The sequence below is a fragment of the Roseovarius salincola genome (genome assembly GCF_026891095.1).
Classification (GTDB): Bacteria; Pseudomonadota; Alphaproteobacteria; order Rhodobacterales; family Rhodobacteraceae; genus Roseovarius; species Roseovarius salincola.
In genome coordinates, this window is the sequence record NZ_JAPTNL010000024.1 from 1 (window position 1) to 20464 (window position 20464).

Sequence of the window (20464 nt, forward strand, 5' to 3'; positions counted from 1 at the left end):
TAAGCAGTTCGTCCAGGATTTCTTTCGAGATGGTCATGCATGCTTCCTTTTGGTGAAGCATGAACCGGATCAGTCATACACAAAAGATCGGACACTCTCAGGCACCCCGGACGGCGTTTGGGGCAATGGATCGCGCAACGCGATGCGGGCGTTCCAAGAACAAAGCGGCCTGCCCATCACCGGCGCAGCCGATAGCGCAACCCTCGAAGCACTGGGCGTCCAGCCCGGCGAACAGCAACTTTGCACCTCTCGGCTCCGCCTGCAAATCATCCGTGTCGTGAAGCGTTGGCGAACTGGCGGCTTCAAAGGGCGTGGGTCTTCCCTGCGGGATCATACGTTTATGTCTCGTCACCTCTGCTCAAAACAGGTCTGCCCTATGCGCTTTCTACTCGCCCTCCTTCTGTTTTCGTTTGTTGCCGTCCCGCAGGCCCATGCTGATCGTTTGACCGACGTTGCCAGCGTGATCGACGGCGATACACTGGAAATTCGGGGACAGCGCATCCGGCTGCATGGGATCGATGCCCCGGAAAGTCGGCAAGTTTGCGCCACGGCTGAGGGTCAGCGCTGGCGGTGCGGACAACAAGCGGCACTGTCTCTCGCCGACAGGATCGGCCGCCGGCAGGTCAGCTGCACCGTGCGCTATATCGACCGCTATGGCCGCTTCATTGCGGTCTGTCATCAAGACGGTACCGATCTGAACGGCTGGCTCGTGCGTGAAGGGTGGGCCGTCGCTTATCGCCGATACAGCCGCGACTACATCCGCGATGAGACCGAGGCCAGATCCGCACGGCGCAATATCTGGTCCGGACGCTTTGACATGCCGTGGGACTGGCGCCGCGCGCAACGTGGTGGATGACGACGGGCGAGGCTGTCAGCTCGCGATCTTGCTAATCACCGCAACCGCCATACGCATCATCAATGTTGCAATAGTATATTTTCGTATGTATGCTGGGTGAAGATTGTCAAGGGTTCTTGCCATGCGTTTCGAATTCAAAAACCTCCCTCTGGTGGCCTTTTTAGCTCTCGCCTTGACCGGGCCAACAGTTCCGACGCAAGCACGCGCCCAAACCTATCAGATCGATTGTGCCATCCTGCTGTGTTTGTCAGGTGGATGGCCAGCTTCCGTGCCCTGCGCTCGCGCGCGGGCCGAGTTCATCCGGCGCATAACTCCATGGCCGGTGGAGCCGCCGCTTCAGATTTGGCGCTGCCCGATGGGTGCGTCTTACGATGGTCCTGCCAGGTCGCGGCCCACGGACCGGATCTTCGATGCCCTATATGGTGGTTCAGGAACCCCATCAAACTCTTCAGCTACGCTCTTCGATCAGGCAGCCAGGGCAGTCGGGATGCTGGGGCCTAAAGGCTCCAACGCGGCTTGGGACAACCTCGTAAGGGCTGATTACGCCCTCCAGCTCGTAGAAGACCGCGCCGACATCGATATCAGCGGGCCGGAATTCAACTTCGTGCGTTCGATCCGCGTCTTTGACGTTCGTTATGCCCGCCAGCATGAATCCGGACGAGATGGCGACTGCAACCGCAGTGCCGTCGTTGTCCTCGGCACCTACGGGATCCAGGGCGATTTTTCTTGGAGGGCGTCGTCACCCGCAGCGCTTCCTGATGCGCATGCCGGTCTCGAGCGATGGGGCGAGCACTGCCCGAGCATTTATCACAGATCCGTCTTCGTTGAGTGGCGTGACTATAGCGGGAATTACGGCTTCGAGCAGGTAAATTACTGACCGTTGAGGCGCAGCGACGTCGCGCAGAGCCTTGTACGAAATCAAACCTGCAACGCAGGCAAACGCACCCATTCAAGGGCCATAAAGGCCAGATTCTTCCATTTCAGTCGTCGCGACAAGTCAGCTGCGTAAGTGACGCAAAGTCGATTTCAGCTTTATCGGCATCGCAGAGATCCGGGTAAATCTTTGAGACGCGCTGTGGGCCATGCATGTCCCACCGAATTGCCAGAGCACCTGTGTTCCATCGATAAACCCAGCCAACAATGGTTTCTTCATCGGCTGCAATTAAATTGGCGATGGCGACACCTTCGACCTTATCTTCATTCACTGTTAACTAATTTCCTGCAATTGGGCTTTTCCGACCGCAGCTTCGACTTCCGAAGCGTTTGCTGCAGCGGCATGCCTGTTTTGGTTAAATTGGTTAGCTGTTCTTCCTCGCGTCACCGATACTCACACCGGGAAAAGTTAGCTCCCGTGTTCTTAACTAATGAAATGGCTCAAATCCGGTGGTCGGGCTCCGTGGCGGCTTCAACGATCGCCAGAACCTCGGAGGGGTCAAAGCCGATGGCGCGGGCGAGGACGACCAGTTCGACGACGTCGACCCGGCGCTGGCCGCTTTCAATGCGCGCCACGAGGGATTGATGGCACTTGAGCTTGATCGCCAAGTCCTCCTGACCGAGTCCCGCCTTGATGCGGGCGTCGACCAATGCTTGGCAGAGTGCCACCTGTCCTGTGCTTCTGATTGTCTTTGCCACGCGTCACATACCTTTTGTGACGTCGCTAGCGGATGAAATCTGTTATCTAAAAAATAGATAACTGAGGGTGTTATCGGCGTCTGGTTTCCATGGGCTGCAAGTCTGATGTTCCCCAGGTTGCCCATCAATCCCCTACCAATTGCAGAAATCGGCCATAGTCCTCGCTGACTTCGCGCGCTTCTTCGAAAGCGCGGGCGCGTTCGCTGTCGAGGCAACGGAAGTAGCTCTGGATATCCTGGATGTAATCTTCGAAATCGCCACGGATGATGTCCGCATAGTCCCGCGCTGCCTGCGAATCGCTTGGCACGAAAGGACGGGCCGGGGCGAAGCAGGATTCCGCCAAAACCGGCCCCGGGATGCACGTGAGAAGGGCCATAGCTTGCAATGGGAACAGGCATGTCAACCTTGGGTTTCTCAAACCTGTTATCTCCTTGATCGCAGACACTAGCCGTGACTAGTGTTTGCGTAACCAAACTACAGCCAATGCACGATATTACATCTTGCGGTTGATAGTATACTATCGTAACTCTGGGCTTCAAGTGGGAATGCCTGGGGTCGCGCCATTGGAGAAAGCGTGAGCCGGGCCATGAACTGGGACATCGAAGCACCAAATGTGGTTACGGAAGCCAGGTTCCGCGAGCTCGTGGAAAGCGGCTATAGCGCAGAAATCCTGTGCCAGGAGTCAGCACATAAGAAAGGCCCCAGCTATTACGGGGTCTGGATCATGCGCGTTGTCTCTGATGATGGCGTGGAAAAGCTCCTCGTCACCGCCCGCACGCGGACGACCTACAACGATATCAAGATCCGCGAGTTCAAGACGATCTCCGGCGTGGTGTCATTCTTCATTGGCCTTGGCTTTGCGCATGTCGACCTGCCGCTTGAAGCGGGGACAAGCCGGAGCCACAAGCTCGCCCCATCAGACAAGGACGCTGGCAGCTAACCTCGTCTGTCTCTGGCTGGTCGCAGCACCTGCCTCAGCTCAAATGGTCCTGGTCATGGAGAGCGACGGCTCCCTGATCCCGTCCCGCTCCCAAAGCAGCTTTGCTCGAAACTACAATGACGGGATTGGTCAGGGTTCGGCCTCCGATGGGATCGCGATCTTCGGCGAGGTAGAGGCCGAGCAAGAGGGCGTCCAAGTCGCGGTCCTTGCCCGCCCGACTCCCCTGCCCCGCGCCGATGTCCTCTCCGGGATTCAGACCACGGCCTTGCGCTATGCCGGCCATCCCGGCCTGCGTCGCGCGGGGCTTTCCGTGACGGATTGGCTGGCTCTCTATCGGGCGAATATCGAGGTTGAGAGCGCCTATCGGCAGGATGCGATCTCACATGCGGGCGCCATTGGCCTTGGTCAGCTGATGCCCGACACCGCGCGCGACCTCGGCGTTGACCCGCGTGACCCTCAACAGAACCTCGACGGCTCTGCCCGCTACCTCGCGATGATGCTGGAGCGCTTCGGCGATCCGCATCTGGCGCTGGCGGCCTACAACGCGGGACCGGACGCCGTGCGCCAACACGGTGGCATTCCCCCTTACCGAGAAACCCAGAACCACGTGGCCCGCGTCATGGCCGTCGTGGCCCGATTGGAAGGATCAAATTCATGAAACAGATTTCAAACCTCTTTGTCGCCTCGCTGGCGCTATTCCTGTTCATTGCCGAGCCCGCCCTCGCCCAGAGCATTGATCTCTCCCCGATCCAGAGCTTGTTGCAGGGCATCGTCGATGCGCTGACCGGCCCACTTGGCGTTGTCATCGCGACGCTTGCCGTTCTCGGCGTTTTCTTGAGCTGGTTCTTCAACATCATCGATCTGCGCCAGGCGCTCTGGGTCCTCGTGGGCATCGCTGGTGTTGCCGCCGCCCCCACCATCGTTGCCGCGGTCTTTGGCGCCTGAGTTTTTCTGTGGCTGAGCGCTCGCCCCTCTTCCTCGGCCTCGTGCGCCCGCCGAAGCTTCTGGGCCTGCCCATCATGTACGCGATGGTCTGGCTCTTCGGTTCGGTGCTCTTGTTCGTCTGGGTCCAGCACATCGGGGTGCTGGGCGTGGCCGCCCTTCTTTATCCGGTGCTGTGGAAGGCCGCAGATTGGGACCCGCGTTTCATCGATGTGATGATGACGGCCCTGCAGGAGACACCGCCCACGCGCAACAGGTCCATCCATGGCGGGGACAGCTATGCCCCGTGATGCTGCGCTCGATGCCCGCACAATGACGCCAGACTGGTATGCGCGCGAGACCCGCCTCGCGCATATGCTGCCCTATGTGAGCCTCGTCGACGACCAGACCGTGCGGACCCGGGTGAACGAACTCTTCCGCTGCATCCGGCTCGAGGGGATCAACAGCTACACGACGGACGATGCCTATCTCGACAAGGTGACGGCGCTTTTTGCCCGCATCGTCGCGCAACTTGGGCCGGAATTCGGCTATTACGTCCACAAGGTCTCCAAGGCCATCAAACCTGATCTCGACCCCATCCGTGAGGACAGCTTCGCGGGCGAGGTGGACCGGCGCTGGCGCGCCAAGCTCGCAACCAGCGGACTGCGCGACAAGACGCTGACGCTCACCGTCATTCACCGCCCGCCTCCGAAAAGCCTCCTGCCATTCCTCAGCCGCAGCGCACCGGACCGCCTGAGAGAGGAAACCCGCAAACGCCTGCAGCGACTGGGCGAGGCCGTGAACGTCTTTCTGTCTGGCCTCGCCGAGCTGAAGCCGCGCTTGCTGTCGGCCGCATCGGGGGAATTGGTGGGGTTTCTGGGCGCGCTGAACACAGGCACCGAGCTGCCGCTCTACCCGGCAAACACCTACGGTTTTTTGTCCTTCAACGTCGCCAATACCCGCGTGACGTTTCACGGCGACCATTTCGAGCTTTCCGAGGGCGTCGTGGGCCACCGCTACGGCAAGAGCTTCACCATCGGAGAATACTCGGAAGGCACCTCCTGCACCATGTTCGACATGCTGAACCTGCCGGTCGACATGATCGTGACGCACTCCTTCACGCCGATCAATTCGAACCTCATGGCGGGCCGGATCAAGCGGCAGAAACGCCAGATGCAGGCCAGCCAGGACGCGGCCCTATCGCTCCTGGAAGCCCTCGATATCGCCGCCGATGATCTCGAGGCCAAGCGCCAAAGCTTCGGCGAACACCATATGGTCGTGACGCTCTTTTGCGAAACGCTGGATGAGCTGCAGACGCTCAGCGCCGAGATCGTGAACGCCGCCGCGACCGAGGGCGTGAAGATGATCGGCGAGCGGGTCGCGGCCAAGGCGCATTACCTCAGCCAGCATCCCGGCAACCAGCCCAAGCGCGTGCGTGCCAGCGCCGTCACCAATCGCAACTTCGCTGATTTCGCGGCCTTCCACCGGACGCAGCTCGGCAAACCCGCAGCACTTACCCCTTGGGGCCGGGTCGTCACATATTTGCCCACCCCGGAGCAGAGCGCCTACCGGTTTTCCTATCACGAGCAGGGCAGCCCGGACAAAGAACCGACAAGCGGCCATACCCTGATCATGGGACGGCCCGGGTCGGGCAAATCGGTGTTGTCGGCCTTTCTGATGACGCAAGCCCGTCGAGCAGGGGCGCGGATCTTCGTCTTCGATTACCGTCTTGGTATGGAGATGGCGGTCCGCGCGAATGGCGGGCGCTACGCGTCCCTGAACGCCGGTCAGCCCACGGGCCTCAACCCGCTCTGGACCGAGACCGATGCCCGCGGCACCGCCTGGCTCTCGGACTGGCTCGCGACGCTTCTCTACCGCGCTGACAAGCCCCTGACGCCCGCACAGACCAACCGCATCCAGGAAGTCGTGCGCCAGAATGCCCAGGCCTCCAATCCGGCCCTGCGGAACTGGCGGGATTTCGCGTCGCTTTTTGTGTCCACCGATGATGGTGGCGATCTGCACCAGCGCCTGCTCGAATGGACCGAAGACGGCCGCTATGGCTGGATCTTCGGGCAGAGTCTCGCGGACACGTTCTCGCTCAAAGGCGATGTGGTGGGTTTCGATCTGACCGGCATTCTCGACAGCGAGGCCGACAAGGAACGGATGGCGGTCCTCTCCTATCTTTTCCGCCGGGTCGAGCGCGAGATCGAGGATCGCCGCCCGACCATCATCGTGATCGACGAGGCCTGGAAGGCCCTCGACAACGCGTATTTCGCCGAACGGCTGTCGAACTGGCTGGTGACCGCGCGCAAGCAGAACACCGTCGCGGTGATGATGACGCAATACGCAAGCCAGCTTGAGCGCACCCGGACCGGCAAGACCATCGTCGAGGCCGTGCCGACGCAGATCCTGCTGCCCAATATCCGCGCCAGTGCCTCGGACTACGCCATGCTGAACCTCACGGAGAAGGAGCTCGACGTCCTTCTCAACACGGGCAGCAACAGCCGCTTGGCGCTGATCCGTGACGATCAGGGCTCGATCGTCGTCGATGCCGATCTGAGCGCCCTTGGGCCCAATCTCACCATCCTTGGCGGCATGGAAAAGGGCGAAGCGCTCGTCGGCCCCGATTACCGCGACCGCCCAGATTTCTGGAGGCTTTCATGATCCGTATCCTGTTTCTTCTCACCGCGCTCGGCGCGCTGGCCTCCTGCACCCAGTACCGGGAGCCGCAGGCGAACTGCTTCACATTCCTTGCGTCCACGGCACCCGTCGCGCCTGATTGTGACTTCACGCCCCTTGGCACCCCGGAGGGCGACATTGAAGTCTAGCCTGCCTCATATCCTGTCGTTTTGCCTGCTGCCCGGTCTCGGCATCGCCCAAGGCGTGCCGACCAATGACAGTGGGCTGACCGCGCGTGATATCGTCGAGACCGGCGATCGCGAGGCAGACTTGGCTGTTCAGGCCGACAAGCTTGCCGTGCGCGAACTCATTGCCGAGATCGAACGGGAGCAGCTGGAAACCCTGCAACGCATCCTCGATGCCCAGACCAGCTTCGGCGGTCAGGGCTTGCCGGCTATGGTCTCGGGGCTGGAAAGCGGCAGCGGGGATCCGGCCCGGTCAGTCGAGGCGGTCTATGGCAATGCCGACATCGACCCCAATCCCGGCGGTGCGCAGATGTTCGGGGATGCGTCTGAGAACATCGAGCAGCTCATCATCCGGGTCGCCCAGGAGACCAGCGGCTTTGCGGGTGTTGGCCGCGCAAGGCTCTCGCCCGTCCAGTGGCGCGCGTTGCTGCAAGCGCTGATCTGGCAGGAAAGCCGTTTCACCATCGGTGCACGCTCTCCCGTCGGCGCCTATGGCCTCACCCAGATCATGCCGGGCACGGCCAGCGATCTGGGCATAAACCCGGAATACTATGACAGCCCCTACCTACAGGTGCATGGCGGCGCGCGCTATCTCGCGGCCCAGCTCAACACATTCGATGGCAACATCATCAACGCCCTCGCGGCCTATAACGCCGGACCCGGCCGGGTTTTCGAGTATGGCGGCGTGCCACCCTTCCGCGAGACCCAGCACTACGTGTCGGTCATCCCTGAACGCTACAATCTCTATCTAAGCCGTATCGGCGGGATCGATGCGCTTGGCACGATCGACCCCGCGCTTCTCGCCAATGCCAACCTCTCGCTCACGGGTCATGGGGCAGCCTTTTATGGCAGCAACTCACCAGCCGCGATCCGCCAAGCCGCCCTGCGCATTTCCGACATCGTCGAACGGATTTCCGAGACTGAAGACGTGCAGGAAAGCATCGCACTCAACACCTATGCCCGCGCCGAACTCGTGCGCCTCGTCGCTGCACGCATCCGGCTTCAGGCGGCACGCACCCGCGTCCTTTCTGCCGAGGAGCTGGCCCAGGCCAGCGCCCGCATGGCCGAAGGCGCGTTCATGGATTTTACGATCAGGGAGATTGAATGATGGGACATCTGCTCTTGAGGACAGCTTTGGCCACGACACTTGGCGTTGGCTTGCAGTTCAGCGCCATACCCCCTGCCGCAGCACAAGGTGTACCGGTCGTCGACACCCAGAACATCGCGCAAAACATCCAGCAGCTCCGGCAGATGATCGAGGACGAGATTCTGCAAAACGAGCAGCTGACGCAGCTCCGCGAACAGCTTGCCACACTCACGGATCAACTCGCGGAGCTGCAAAGAACCTATGAAGCGCTCACCCGCCTTGCCGAACTGCCGGAGATCATCCGCACGGAAATGGAAGATGAATTGAACGGTCTGCTCGACCAGGAGTTCGGGGACATCCTCGCCACGATTGAGGCGATCAAGACTGGGGATTTCTCGGGCCTCTCGGGCTCCGGCGCAGGCGAAATCGAAACCCAGATGGACCGGGTGCTGGCCGATCTCGGCTTTGACGAGGACACGCTCTCGGAAATGGCCACCAGCGGCAATCCCGGGGCCAACCGTGTGGCCACGCAGGCAACAACCGGCGCACTCGTCTCAGCCGCCGCCCAGAACAGCTATGAAGATGCCGGCCAGTCGCTCGAGCGGGTAGACCGCCTTGTCGGGCTCATTGACGACATGGAAGAGCTCAAGCAAAGCGTCGATCTCAACACGCGTGTGACAGCTGAATTGGCCATCGCCCTCGTGGCGATGTGGCAGCTGGAAGCGATTCAAACCGTGGGCGATGGCACGGGCGGCGTGATCGATGCCGCCACCATCGCCGAAGAGCAGCGCTTCATGGATTTCACCTTGCCAGACCTCCGGGCAGACTGATCGTGGGGGCATGACGGGTGGCGACTGAACAAGAAATCATCGAGGAAGAACTGGTCTATGGTGCCTTACGCCGCGAACGGCTCTGGCAACGCCTTGGCCTGATGGGCCTTGTCTTCGGTATCATCGGCTGTCTGAGTGCCGCGGCTGTCTCGATCCTCGATGTCGACCCGCCCCCCGTCGTTGTCCCCTATGATCCCGCCACCGGCTTTGCACTCCCCGAAGCCTCGGTGGGCGCCTCCTCGGTGACCGCCAACCAGGCGATCATCGAGGCGGAGGTGTTCCGCTATGTGACCGACCGGGAGGTCTATAACCAGCTGGACAACGATCTGCGCATCCGCAGCGTCCTGCGCCGCTCGGACGGAGCTGCCGAGAGCGGGCTGCGCCAGATCTGGAACAGCGCCAACGAGAATTACCCGCCGACGGTCTATGGCCCCAATGCTCGGCTCGACGTGGAAATTCTCAGCATCAACCGGATCGGATCCAACCGCGCCACCGTGCGCTTGCGCAAGCGGCTGACCTCCATCAACGGCACCCAGACCGGGCTCTTCACCGCCACGCTTCTCTTCGAGTTCCGTCCCGAAAGCCGTCGCTCCATCGACGAGGTCTGGACCAATCCGTTTGGGTTTACCGTGCTCGAATATTCCATCCGCTCCGACAGATTGGAGAACTAGTTTGATCAATAGGTTCTTTGTTGCTGCCATATTTGTTTTGCTGCCCGGCCTTGCCTTTGCCGAAGCGATCCCGCGCGGTGGTCCAAATGACAGTCGTGTGCGGCTGGCCACCTACCAGGAAGGCCAGGTCTACCGCCTCAGCGTCTCGCTCACCCATGTCACCACCATCGAGTTTGGAGAGGGTGAAAGCATCCGCTCGATTATCGCGGGCGACACGGAAGGCTTCGAGATCGATGGCGTCCCCGGTGGTCAGGCATTTGCAATCAAGCCCGTCGCGCGCGGCGTCCATACCAATGTGACGGTCTACACGAACAGGCGCAGCTACTATTTCAACGTCGAGGAGGTCCGCAGCCCAACCTTCTACGTGGTGCAGTTCCGCTATCCAGACGACGCTGCGCGCCCGACCCGGGCCATCGCGGCCCAAGCGCCGAACTACAACTACGGTGCCAGCGCGCGGACCGAGTTCACGCCAACCCGCATCTGGGATGACGGGACGTTCACGTATTTCGCCTTTCCAAGAAACGCACCTGTGCCAGCGATCTTCCGCTACGCGGGCGGCCGTGAACGCACGGTCAACACGCAAACCCCTGAGGACGGTGTGATCCGCGTCAGCGGCGTAAACCGCCAATGGGTCCTGCGACTTGGCGAAGAGGTGGTCTGCATCGAGGCGATCCCGCCCGCGGAGGCCGCCTCATGAGCGATACCGAGAACACCGAGCTGGAAAAACGCCTCGCCGCCCTTGAGAAAGGCAGTGCCCGTGCCCCCACGGCGGCGCAGCGCCGGTCGCCCCTTCTCGCGCTGATCGTGGTCCTCGTCATCGGCGCGGGTGGTGCCATGCTTTATCTCCTCTCACAGCCCGACGAAGAGGAAGCCTTGCCGACGGCCACCCCGGATGTCTTCCAAAACGAGGGGGACGGCTTTGGCGCCATCGAGACCTTGCCCCCGCCCGAGCCCGAGGTTGTGTTTGTCGGACCGGATCCAGTCGAGCCCAACGCGGAGCTTCTGGCGCAGATCACCGCGCTGCAGGCTCAGATCGAGGAATTGCGCAACGCCCCCGAACCGGTCGTCGAGGAAGACACCGCCGCCGCAGAGGCGATCGACGCGCTGACCGCTCAGATTGCGGCGCTACAAGCCGCCTCGGAAGCCGCACAGCAACGATTCCAGGACGAACTGACGGCGCGGGATCGCAGCCTTGAGCAATTACGCATGGATCTGGAACTGGCCCAACTCGAGGCCAGCCGACCGCAACCCGCGCCAGCGGGCCCCACGGAAGATGAGCTGCGCGCACGCGAGCAAGAGCGACTGCGCCGCGAAGAAGAAGCCCGGCGCATGGCCGAGCTGGAGCGCCGCGCCGCGGAGGAACGCGCCTTCCAAGAGCGGCGCATCGCCTCGCCCACCATCGCGTTTGGCGGCACGTCCGGAGCGAATGAAACGGCTCTGACCGAACGCACCTTCGGCGAGGTGACGGATTTCGTGCTGAACGGTGCATTGCCCTCCACCGTGACGCAGGCCGAGGTGATCGCCAATCCCTCCAACACGATTCTACAGGGCACCATGATCCAGGCCGTCATGGAAACCGCCCTCGACAGCTCCCTGCCCGGCCAGACCCGTGCCGTGGTTTCCGAGGATGTCTACAGCGTCGATGGCGCGCGCCTCTTGATCCCCCGCGGATCCCGCCTCATTGGGCGCTACCGCGCCGGCGTCGATATCGCGCAGCGCCGCGTGACTATCGCCTGGGACCGGATCATCCTGCCCGCGGGCCAGACCGTCCAGATCAGTTCATTCGGGGGCGATGAACTGGGTCGCTCCGGCGTCACGGGTTTCGTCGACACGCGCTTTGCCGAGCGTTTCGGGTCGGCCGCGCTGATCTCGCTGATTTCGGCTGCGCCCAGTGCCGCCGCCTCCGAGGTTCAGGATGAGACTGCCGCCGACGTTCTCGAAGACGTGGGCGATGATCTGGCAGATGCCACGGACAGCGTCATTGGTGATTACCTCTCCATCGGCCCCGTCATCTATGTCGACCAAGGCGCACGCGTCACGGTCATGGTCGATCGCGATCTGGAGATATTCTGAGCCCATGTCGCTGAGCTATCTCGAAACCTCCCTCGACCGAATCGACGCCGCCGCCCGCGACGATGTCATCGAGATCTGCATCAACCCAGACGGAACCTGCTGGGGCGAATTCCAGGGCGATCACTTCATGCGCGCGCTGGATCAAAGGCTGACCGGCGTTCAGGTCAGGGATCTCGGCAACCAGATCGCCTCCTCGGCCAATACCACGATGAGCAAGGACCGCCCCATCGTCTCGGTATCGATCACCTACAAGGGTCGCCCGATCCGGGCACAGGTCATCACCCCGCCCGCTGTGCTTTCGGCGATGTCGATCAGCTTGCGGTTCTTCTCGAGCCTGCCGCTCGAGGGCATTGCGCTCGACTTTCTCTATGGCAAAGAGCGCAAGCTCGAAGACCTGCGCGTCGAAAAAAAGCGCGCCTTGCGCGCAGTGGTAGCCGCGGGTTTGATCGATGATGCGCTGGCCTTCTGCGTCGAGAACAAACTCAACATGATCGTCTCGGGTGGCACCTCCACCGGCAAGACCGTCGCCGCGCGCAAGATCCTCTCTCACGTGCCGACCGAGGAGCGCATCGTCACCATCGAAGAAGCGGCCGAGCTTCTGCCGATCCAGCCAAATGCCGTGACCCTCATCGCCAATCGCGATGCGGAATTCCAATCCGCCGATGTGTTGCTCACGGCAACCCTGCGCATGCGCCCCGACCGGATCATCCTAGGCGAGGTGCGCGGCAAGGAGGCCATGACCTTCCTCGAGGCGATCAACACCGGCCATGGCGGGTCCATGACCACGCTGCATGCCGAAACCCCGCAATTGGCCGTGCAGCGCCTCGCGATCGCAGCACTAAAGACCGAGATACCGATGACCTATGCCGACATGATCCAGTACATCGAGAACTCCATCGACGTGATCATCCAGGCCGGCCGCCATGACGGCAAACGCGGCATCACCGAATTCTACCTCCCCGGCGCAACCGAGATTGGAACTTCTCCATGAAGACCTTTGAATACAATATCCTGTCCTTTCCCATGACTCGTAAGACCAGCCTTGCCGACATGCAGGCCAGCCTGAATGCCAAAGGTGCAGAAGGCTGGGAGGTGGTGTCGATCAGCTCCTCAGAATTCGCCAATGTCGGGCACACGGTCTTCCTGAAGCGTGAGACCACACCAGCCGGAGCCACGGCATGAGGCAGGCGGGCTGTACCCTCGTATTGACTGCGCTGGTCCTGGGCCTGACGTCGGCACCCGGCTTCGCTGAGCGCAATCTCGTGCCGACCCTCGAGCGCAGTTTCACCGTCTGTCCAGAGCGTCCCGCTGAACCCGTTTGGATGCAGGAAATCCCCCTGCGCCAAGCCTATCAGCGGGTTCTGGTTCAGGACATCTATCGCGCCCAGAATCTCGAGCGGGTCGTTGAGATCGGCAACTGCGACTGCGCGACTCGGTTCCCGTCCTGGGACGCGGCCGAGGCCGTGTTTCGGGAGAGCTACGCGAACAACGAACGATGGGAACTGCTGCAAGTCTCGGACGCCTACAACCGCCGCGCCAACGCCGCCCGAATTGCCGCCAAGGCCATCTGCGACGCCGCAGGTAATTGGTAAGGCAGCCCCGCGATGAGTGTCGTCACCTACTTCGTTGAAACCTCCCAAGCCTATCTCGACACCGCCGCTGAGACCCAGTTTGGTGCGGTTGCGGCAACGGTCGGCACGCTCCTAGTTTTGGGGACAACGCTAGTGGTGATCCTCGTCGGCATCAACATGATCTATCAATATCGGGCCATGGATGGGCACACAGCCTTCTGGCTCGCGGTCAAGATCGGGCTCATCGGGATATTCGCGACCAATTGGATGCAGTTCAACGCCTTCTCGTCTGCCATTCTCTATGGGATCGACAGTATCGCGGGCGCGCTCGTGGCCTCCGTCGGCGGCGGCAGCCCGGGGCCTTCTGGAACTTTCGCTGAAGAATTCGACCGGCTGATCGCCGAGCTCGGCGATTACCTGAATGCCGCCGGGTCCGAGCTGAACTGGATGGCTGGCGCCATGCTCGACATCGTCGGAGTGCTTCTGCTCTCGATCCTCGGCGGACTGGCCGCCTTCATCCTCGTGGCCTCCCGACTGATGATCGCACTTCTGATCGGGATCGCCCCGGTGATGATTTTCCTGACCCTCTTCGAGGTCACCAAGGATTATTTCGCTCGCTGGTTATCCGCGCTGGTTTCCTTTGCGCTCTACCCCATCGTCGTGGCCGGCGTGTTCGCCACGATCACTGGGGTTTCATCAGCCTTGATCGGTGAGCTTGGCGACCCGGAAGGGGCCTCCAATATCGGCGCGCTCATCCCCTTCTTCATGATGGTGCTCATGGCCAAAGGGTTCATAATCGCAACACCCTTTATCGTCCGCGCGATCTCCGGCAACATCATGATGCCCGCCCTCTCCGGAGGTCTCGGCGGCGGCTACAGCTTCGCTCGCGCAGCGATGGGCAGCCAGCAAGCCTACAACCGCTATCTGATCGGCGGTGCAAGCGGCGCAGAATACGCAGCCCTCAGGGCGCGGCAGTTCTTTGGCGTGCAGCAGATTCCCGTGAGGCAAGGCATGGGGCAGACGAGTTCCGCAGGCGGCACAGGGTCCGCAGACTCTGGGTCAAAAATGCTGGCGCAGCTGGCGAGACTGGGACGGCTTGGGCGACGGTGACGGCCTATAGCGGTCACTCGCGACCAGTTCTTCGAACGTCTGACTTTCAATGTTTTTCCGTGTTTAGAGCCCTCACAAACAATTTCGACCTTAAACCCCGTCGAGGTTTGGCCACTCCTCAGGAACCAACGCTGGGGGTTTGGTCCACGGTTCTTCGACCAACGCGTCCTGAAACCACTGATCACGGAGGTTGGCGTGCTCGGTGACGATCAGCTGAAAGCCGGGTACGTCATCCTGCGTATATTTCAACAGCAGCTCGAACAATCGACGAACCGCGTTTAGATCCGCATCAGCCTCTGTTTTCTGGAAAGAGCCGTCGGCCTCCTTGTAGATTTTCTCAGACGGGAAGTAGACTTGGGTTGGCTGATCGATCAACAGGAAGCGCGGGATTGGGCGGTTATTTTGCGCAGCGAATAGGTGCAGCGCGAGTAATGCAGAAAGGTGATAGGCTAGATGGTTTTCGCCGCCTCCTGTGCGACTCATAGGGACCGGACGCTCAGGCCGATCGAAGATGATCGTCAACTGTGGTAGGTTGAGCCGCGCCGGGAAGTCTTGGAATTCTGCCTCAAATTTCCGGATGAACCGCGTGACTTGCGCAGAGATGTTGTTGAGAATTGAGGCTAGGCGCTCGTCGCTATCGTCGGTGCCGATTTCCTCCTCCAGTTGCGTCACCCTGTTGATAAGACGGCGATTCTCCAATTCAAGTCTGGCAAGTTCTTCGTTTGGAGGGAGCGTTTCCAAGAAGTGGCTGATACGGCCTACGACGCGCGCGGCAGCATTGTTGCGACTTCCCATTTGGGCAATGATCTCATTAGCTGCGATCGCAGCGGACAGCTCAGTTTCTTTCTGTCTGACTTCTGCTGCGATGTCGTCCGCCTGAGCAGTCAATTCAGCCAAGTAGGCTTCGAGCTTGGGGCGCTGGCCGGTGGCAACACGTAATTCCTTATCTAGCGTTTCAAGCTCGTTTAGCAGGACGGCAGCAAGCGGGGAGTCGAGTGCTAGGTTCCGTTCGCTGAATGGCCATTGCCATTCGCCGCTATCGGGATTGTTTGGCAGTGCCTTGATCGAAGTGAGACGATCTATTTGTTCAGCGGCCTCGTTTTCGTAGCCGCCCGCCCTCTTGGCGAACTGACGCGCCGAATCAATTCTTGCCTGAGTGTCTCGCCGGTCTTGACGCAGTTGAGCCAACTCTTCTTCCAACAGGGAAATCCGGCTACCGTCGTCGTCAGGCACCTTTTCAGGTTTCCAAGAAAGCACAGATCTCAATGCTTCAATGATTGCTTCTGCATTTTGATTTTCATCGGCGCTTCCGATCACCCCAACCGCCGTCGCTTCCGAGTGCAGACCGATTGCCTGCTCGTGCGACGTGCCGACTGCATTGCGCGCCTGCTCTAGCTTTTTGTTGTTAATTCTCAGATCCCGTTTCGCAATCCGTAGCTTTGACTCCCATTCGAAGCGGTCGTGAGAGGAGACGCCAAGCAGAATTGGCAGGGTATCGCGTATTGCCTGCGGCTGGAATTGTTCGTTCTGGCGGTAGAAAAGTTGGTCCTTGTTAGCGATCAGTCCTTGCTTTTGAAACAGGTAGTAAAACGTGTGCTTTACGTTGGCGTCGTAGCTGGCGCGGCTGTGTTCACTCGCAACTTCGGTGCGATTTTCTGGAATTCCAAGCAGCCGCGACAGGAGTTCGACGATACTATCGTCGTCAGTGTTGATCGACAGATCTTCGAACACAGGAATTGGCAACTGGTTGCCCCTACGCAGCATTGCAGTGCTGCAACTCGCACCACCTCGAGACGGTGTTGGCTTCGCAACCAAAACCTGCTCTTTTTCAAATTGGTAGATCACAGCGAACCATGCCACCTTGTCGCGGATTATTCCTTCTGGGACGTTAAAAGTAGATCGTCCCATACAGTATTCGATAATCTCTGAGAGTGCGGACTTGCCAGTAGAAGAGCGGCCGGTAATGACGTTAAGCCCGTCAACCTTGAATTGCAGGTCGCGGCGTTGGCCGTTAGGGCTATAAATGTGAATGGATCGAATCTTCATGGGCGAATTCCGAATGTTGCATAAATTGTTGACCGGTCTGCAATGCGAGCAAATTCTCTACCAACTATCCGCGCGACTTTGTGGCAATCAACAGTTTCATCCGTTCCAGTAACGGTCTTGCGCACCTTCTTGGGCACGGTTTGGATGCGGCCGCTATCTGAGACTGTGATACAGCCCCTTTCCATAAGGAGACCAAATCCCTCGAAAGCATAGGGTAACATCTCTGAGACTCGATCGCCGAAGCCCACCATCAGTTGTTGGTTATTCTCCGTCGTCTTAAGCAGGTAGCTGCGTGGATTACTGACAATTACCTGGCGCGAGTCCTTGTGTAAGCAGAGCGGCAGAACGAGTAATGATAGTGAAAAAGGCATGCCTCGCTCATCTATGTCTTCATATCCGTTCAACGAGCGGAACAAGACCAAGCCGCAAAATGCCGGGTTGAATAGATTACGAATCTCGAACGGGCGTTGGTCCCATCGTTTCATGAGGCCACCCCCAACACTTTGCATACTCGTTCAATAAACCGTGGGTGCCAATAAACTCTAGGTTCAGGCGTGGTATCCGCGAGAATATGAAAGCTGCCTCGGACGACATAGGGTTCCGTCACGCGCGCGCGAATTCGAAGGGACTCGATCTTCCCGGTTTCAAATTCTGCCCAGTTGTAGAGAGTGGCTCCGGCTTCGCGCAACGCATCCTCGGCGCTGTCGTCCGTGAGCTTCTCGAAAACCACATCCCTGTAGCGGCTCCATTCCTCTGCGAGACGGTCCTCGTATTCCTCAATCTCTCCCGACACGATTAGGTTTTCGCGCGCCCAAGCCGATCGCTGCTCGAACGCTCTGTAGTAATCTAGGATCGCACTCCTGATACGGTTGGAAGAGATGCCTATCTCGTACATTTGTTTAACGAAAAGGCGCGGATCGGCATCGGTGTCAATCTCGGTGGCGGGCACCTTCCCGCGGAAGGTGATTGGCAGATTATCTGTTTTGTATTCCTCGGTGATATTGGAAAGCTTATCCGAGACTTCGTGGCCGAAAATTCCTTCTGGCCTGACGCCAGTCAACTGCTTGATCACAGCATCGGTCCACCAACCTTCCAGCCGTTCTAAGACGAACTGGCGGTGTTCGCGTCTTATGCTTCGCATGTGCTTTTCCCGGATGATGGCCGGGATGTCACTGATGCGCGGATTCCCATCGAGGATCAGGATGCGCTCGAGAAAGTCTTGCTTCGCTGAATCGCTTAATTCGTTAAACGCAGCTGCGATCGGAGTGATGAGTTTTGACTTTGATCTAGATAGCGCGGCGGTGGCCAGTTCGGCCAGTGTTGCTTCATTACTGGAAGAGGTGGCCTGTTCCGGGAGGAAGCGAGCAAGAAATGAATCAGTTGACACGGTGCCGGTGGTAAAAAGGAAGAACTGCAGATTTGATGCAGCAAGGCCATCCCGCTTGTATCGCACCAGCCAAATGTTGACTGATTTCCAGAAATCAGTCGACAGGTCTGTCAGTTTATCGCCAATCGCCTTGTGCTTTAGCGAAGCTAAGGACTTACCGCCTTCGGTGTCAATGAAATCGAGATCGTCGTCTTTTTCAATGAAGACTGCCGCATCTTCCGGAAGCTGAAGCAGTCGAAGCAACGCAAGGCGACTTTGGTAAATATATCCAAGGCCCTGCTCGCCTGCTGAGAACTTATCAGTTTGTTTTTCGACCATAGTTCTCCCGCCCAGTCAGATTATCCAATTGGCCGGTAGCGACCTCTGATCCGGAAACCACCGTATGGCACACTTGCTGATTTCACACATTGGCGCAAGGCACCGCGAACTTCCGCTTCCGGCCCTGTTCAACAGACATACCATCCTCGTTAGACTATCGAGCAACCAGCTTATCGCTATCCCCCTCCTGCAGCATCGCTTCCATTTCATCCAATCCATCGACAGCAGAGCGCATCTGCGCCTCATCATCCACGCCCACGGTCTCGGCATCTGCAACTTGGCCCCCAAAATCCATTTCCATCTGTCGCTGTTCCTCAGCGATAACGGCTTGAACGACAGGCGCAGTCTTCTTTGGGGCGACATCAGTTTGCCCTGACGATTGGCCATCAGCAGCCTGGCGTGCGGCCTCAACGTCGGCTTCTGTTCCCCCTGGCCCATCCGACGGCGGCGTCATCGGCATGGCGCGCACGCTCAGCGGCAGCGTTCCCTGCGGCCCCCCTCCCCCAGGCTCCGGAAACGGCAACTCCCCCGTCTGCGCCCCGTGGATTGCTTTGAACAACCGATCGTCAAAATATTGGATCCGCTTCGCACGGACCGGCATCTGGGCATCGATGACCATGACGATCTCATCGAGCGGCAGGCGGCGCGCCTCATCTTCGGGCAGCAAGGAACTTTCTTCGGTCCGTGTGGATTGGCTGCGCCCTTCAAAGGGGTTTTTGCCAATGGACTGCGAGCGCGTGATGACGGTCTTGGTGGTCTTGCCGACCGCCTTGCTCAACTCCTCGACGGTCTTCTCATCCGAGGGCGTCAGGTAAAGCTTCACGCCCGCGTTGCCCTGCAGCGCACGGCGGGTGTTCTCGCCGTAGATTTCATCGAGGGCGGGAATGGTTTGCGTGACCACGGCCAGGTGACCACGATAGGTGCGCAGGGTCTCGATGCTCTCGACCACGATGGGCATTTTGCCCAAGCGATTGAACTCGTCGAGCATGATCATTACGGGCCAGGGCTCATCCGGCCCGGGATCCTTTTCCTGCATGGCCGAGAGGAGATCGGAGAAGAAGAGCCGGATCAGCGGCGCAAGGGGTTTGACCATCAGCGGCTGGACCACGAGATAGACCGAAAAGGGCTTCTTGCGGATCGTCCGGAAATCAAAGTCCGACACGGACGTCGCCTCATCGATCGCCGGGTTCTGCCATTGGTCGAGCCCCGATGTCATCAGGAGCGAGACGTAAGAGGTCAGCGTATCGTTGTTGGTCGAAGCGAGCCGCGTGAAGATCAGCTTGGCCGCCCTGTTGTCCACCTCATGGCCCCGCGCGAAATACTCCTTCTGCTTGTTCCCGCCCGAGGCGGCGATGCGGTAGATCTCGCCCAAGGTGGGGCGCTTGCGCTGGAAGGCCAGCAGGCCTGCCGCCACGAAGAGATCGATCCCGCCCTTGAGCAGCCCCTGCACCCGGTCATTGTCGCTTTGCAGAAAAAGCGTCGCCAGGAGCTGCAGTTCCATCTGCTGGCGCGCGGGATCTTTCAGTTCGAAGATGCGCAAGAGCGGGTTGTAGCGATGCGTGCGCTTGCCCTCCCAATCGGTGGGGGCAAAGCGATAGACCTTGTCGCCTTGGGCTGCACGGTGCCGGGCCGTGGCCTCAAAGCACTCGCCCTTCACATCGAGCGTCACGGCGGAGCCTTGCCAGGTCAGCAGGTTCGGAATGACAAAGCCCGTGGTCTTGCCGCGGCCCGTGGGGGCCACGATCAACGCATGGGGGAAGACCTTGGAGCAGATGTAGTTGGCGCGGGAGCCCGGCGGCCCCAGCTTGCCGAGGATGAACCCGGTGCCCGGCGCCCCGAAGAAGCCATTGGCCTTCATCTCGCGCGCGGTCTGCCAATGGGTCTGGCCAAACCGTGTCAGGGCGGACCCCGAGAGGGCGAGGCTCAGCATCAGGCCGGCGGCGGCGAAGCTGCCGATGATCAGGTGAATAAGTTGCGCGTCCTCCGGGCGGCGATCGAGGATCGCCATGTAGTTCTGCGCGATATAAGCAAAGTCGATCTCGGCCCCAAACCCAAGATCCTGGTAGGTCAGCACCGCCGAGGCGATGGTATAGCCCATGGCGGCGGTCACCAGCGTTACCAACAAGACACCGGTCGCGATCCGCGCCTTTCCCATGGG

Annotated in this window: 24 protein-coding genes; 17 read left to right on the forward strand and 7 right to left on the reverse strand. The window is 59.9% G+C overall.

The features are described from left to right. Positions 1 to 856 (forward strand): thermonuclease family protein (locus tag N5A93_RS17725; RefSeq protein ID WP_268956430.1); only part of this gene is annotated, 856 nt, incomplete at its 5' end. Between the two features lie 121 nt (positions 857 to 977). Beyond that, on the forward strand, positions 978 to 1733 hold the full coding sequence (locus N5A93_RS17730) for a hypothetical protein (RefSeq protein ID WP_268956431.1): 756 nt from the start codon (positions 978 to 980) through the stop codon (positions 1731 to 1733). Between the two features lie 103 nt (positions 1734 to 1836). Here the strand turns inward: N5A93_RS17730 and N5A93_RS17735 are convergent, their stop codons facing one another. The 3 genes from N5A93_RS17735 to N5A93_RS17745 form a co-directional block, all read right to left on the reverse strand. Then, positions 1837 to 2061: a hypothetical protein gene (locus N5A93_RS17735; protein WP_230797747.1), complete on the reverse strand. Its 225-nt coding sequence runs from the start codon at positions 2059 to 2061 to the stop codon at positions 1837 to 1839. A gap of 169 nt (positions 2062 to 2230) precedes the next feature. Beyond that, positions 2231 to 2488 (reverse strand): helix-turn-helix domain-containing protein, encoded by a 258-nt coding sequence (locus N5A93_RS17740; protein WP_268956432.1) that lies wholly within the window; start codon positions 2486 to 2488, stop codon positions 2231 to 2233. Between the two features lie 124 nt (positions 2489 to 2612). After that, entirely contained in the window at positions 2613 to 2864 is a 252-nt protein-coding gene (locus tag N5A93_RS17745; protein ID WP_328407323.1) for a hypothetical protein, read from the reverse strand. A gap of 210 nt (positions 2865 to 3074) precedes the next feature. Here N5A93_RS17745 and N5A93_RS17750 point away from each other — a divergent pair, with 210 nt between their 5' ends. Genes N5A93_RS17750 through N5A93_RS17820 form a run of 15 tightly spaced genes read left to right on the forward strand, consistent with a single transcriptional unit; the run spans position 3075 to position 14555 of the window. Beyond that, positions 3075 to 3428, forward strand: a complete 354-nt coding sequence (locus N5A93_RS17750) for a hypothetical protein (RefSeq protein WP_037240102.1) — start codon at positions 3075 to 3077, stop codon at positions 3426 to 3428. Positions 3429 to 3471: 43 nt separating this feature from the next. Next, positions 3472 to 4086: a lytic transglycosylase domain-containing protein gene (locus N5A93_RS17755; protein ID WP_268956433.1), complete on the forward strand. Its 615-nt coding sequence runs from the start codon at positions 3472 to 3474 to the stop codon at positions 4084 to 4086. After that, entirely contained in the window at positions 4083 to 4373 is a 291-nt protein-coding gene (locus tag N5A93_RS17760; protein ID WP_268956434.1) for a TrbC/VirB2 family protein, read from the forward strand. Before N5A93_RS17755 ends, N5A93_RS17760 begins: the two co-directional genes overlap by 4 nt. Before the next feature lie 8 nt (positions 4374 to 4381). Further along, positions 4382 to 4660 carry a VirB3 family type IV secretion system protein gene (locus N5A93_RS17765; RefSeq protein WP_114284347.1) on the forward strand — a complete coding sequence of 93 codons (279 nt, stop codon included), beginning with the start codon at positions 4382 to 4384 and terminating at the stop codon, positions 4658 to 4660. Further along, complete coding sequence (locus N5A93_RS17770; protein ID WP_268956435.1) at positions 4650 to 7013, forward strand: VirB4 family type IV secretion/conjugal transfer ATPase; 2364 nt, start codon at positions 4650 to 4652, stop codon at positions 7011 to 7013. Before N5A93_RS17765 ends, N5A93_RS17770 begins: the two co-directional genes overlap by 11 nt. Further along, the gene (locus tag N5A93_RS17775; protein ID WP_268956436.1) at positions 7010 to 7177 is read left to right on the forward strand and encodes a hypothetical protein; all 168 of its coding nucleotides are present in this window, start codon (positions 7010 to 7012) and stop codon (positions 7175 to 7177) included. Before N5A93_RS17770 ends, N5A93_RS17775 begins: the two co-directional genes overlap by 4 nt. Beyond that, positions 7167 to 8321, forward strand: a complete 1155-nt coding sequence (locus N5A93_RS17780; protein WP_268956437.1) for a lytic transglycosylase domain-containing protein — start codon at positions 7167 to 7169, stop codon at positions 8319 to 8321. Before N5A93_RS17775 ends, N5A93_RS17780 begins: the two co-directional genes overlap by 11 nt. Further along, complete coding sequence (locus tag N5A93_RS17785; RefSeq protein ID WP_268956438.1) at positions 8321 to 9130, forward strand: type IV secretion system protein; 810 nt, start codon at positions 8321 to 8323, stop codon at positions 9128 to 9130. The genes N5A93_RS17780 and N5A93_RS17785 overlap by 1 nt, the downstream gene beginning before the upstream one ends. Positions 9131 to 9147: 17 nt before the next feature. Next, on the forward strand, positions 9148 to 9801 hold the full coding sequence (locus N5A93_RS17790; protein WP_268956439.1) for a VirB8 family type IV secretion system protein: 654 nt from the start codon (positions 9148 to 9150) through the stop codon (positions 9799 to 9801). A 1-nt stretch (position 9802) separates the two neighbouring features. Continuing rightward, entirely contained in the window at positions 9803 to 10498 is a 696-nt protein-coding gene (locus tag N5A93_RS17795; protein WP_268956440.1) for a TrbG/VirB9 family P-type conjugative transfer protein, read from the forward strand. Continuing rightward, entirely contained in the window at positions 10495 to 11874 is a 1380-nt protein-coding gene (locus tag N5A93_RS17800; protein ID WP_268956441.1) for a TraB/TrbI/VirB10 family type IV secretion system protein, read from the forward strand. The genes N5A93_RS17795 and N5A93_RS17800 overlap by 4 nt, the downstream gene beginning before the upstream one ends. Positions 11875 to 11878: 4 nt before the next feature. After that, complete coding sequence (locus tag N5A93_RS17805; protein WP_268956442.1) at positions 11879 to 12865, forward strand: ATPase, T2SS/T4P/T4SS family; 987 nt, start codon at positions 11879 to 11881, stop codon at positions 12863 to 12865. Further along, positions 12862 to 13056, forward strand: coding sequence for a DUF4177 domain-containing protein (locus N5A93_RS17810; RefSeq protein WP_268956443.1), 195 nt, complete (start codon positions 12862 to 12864; stop codon positions 13054 to 13056). Before N5A93_RS17805 ends, N5A93_RS17810 begins: the two co-directional genes overlap by 4 nt. Continuing rightward, the gene (locus tag N5A93_RS17815; protein WP_268956444.1) at positions 13053 to 13466 is read left to right on the forward strand and encodes a hypothetical protein; all 414 of its coding nucleotides are present in this window, start codon (positions 13053 to 13055) and stop codon (positions 13464 to 13466) included. Before N5A93_RS17810 ends, N5A93_RS17815 begins: the two co-directional genes overlap by 4 nt. A 12-nt stretch (positions 13467 to 13478) precedes the next feature. After that, a complete protein-coding gene (locus tag N5A93_RS17820) occupies positions 13479 to 14555 on the forward strand; it encodes a TrbL/VirB6 family protein (RefSeq protein WP_268956445.1) in 1077 nt (358 codons plus the stop codon). A gap of 90 nt (positions 14556 to 14645) precedes the next feature. Here N5A93_RS17820 and N5A93_RS17825 read toward each other — a convergent pair whose 3' ends face one another. The 4 genes from N5A93_RS17825 to N5A93_RS17840 form a co-directional block, all read right to left on the reverse strand. Continuing rightward, on the reverse strand, positions 14646 to 16601 hold the full coding sequence (locus N5A93_RS17825) for a DUF3732 domain-containing protein (RefSeq protein ID WP_268956446.1): 1956 nt from the start codon (positions 16599 to 16601) through the stop codon (positions 14646 to 14648). Next, complete coding sequence (locus N5A93_RS17830; protein ID WP_082386801.1) at positions 16598 to 17086, reverse strand: three component ABC system middle component; 489 nt, start codon at positions 17084 to 17086, stop codon at positions 16598 to 16600. Before N5A93_RS17830 ends, N5A93_RS17825 begins: the two co-directional genes overlap by 4 nt. Continuing rightward, complete coding sequence (locus N5A93_RS17835; protein ID WP_268956447.1) at positions 17083 to 18306, reverse strand: ABC-three component system protein; 1224 nt, start codon at positions 18304 to 18306, stop codon at positions 17083 to 17085. The genes N5A93_RS17830 and N5A93_RS17835 overlap by 4 nt, the downstream gene beginning before the upstream one ends. Before the next feature lie 154 nt (positions 18307 to 18460). After that, positions 18461 to 20461 carry a type IV secretory system conjugative DNA transfer family protein gene (locus tag N5A93_RS17840; RefSeq protein ID WP_268956448.1) on the reverse strand — a complete coding sequence of 667 codons (2001 nt, stop codon included), beginning with the start codon at positions 20459 to 20461 and terminating at the stop codon, positions 18461 to 18463. Positions 20462 to 20464 lie beyond the last annotated feature (3 nt).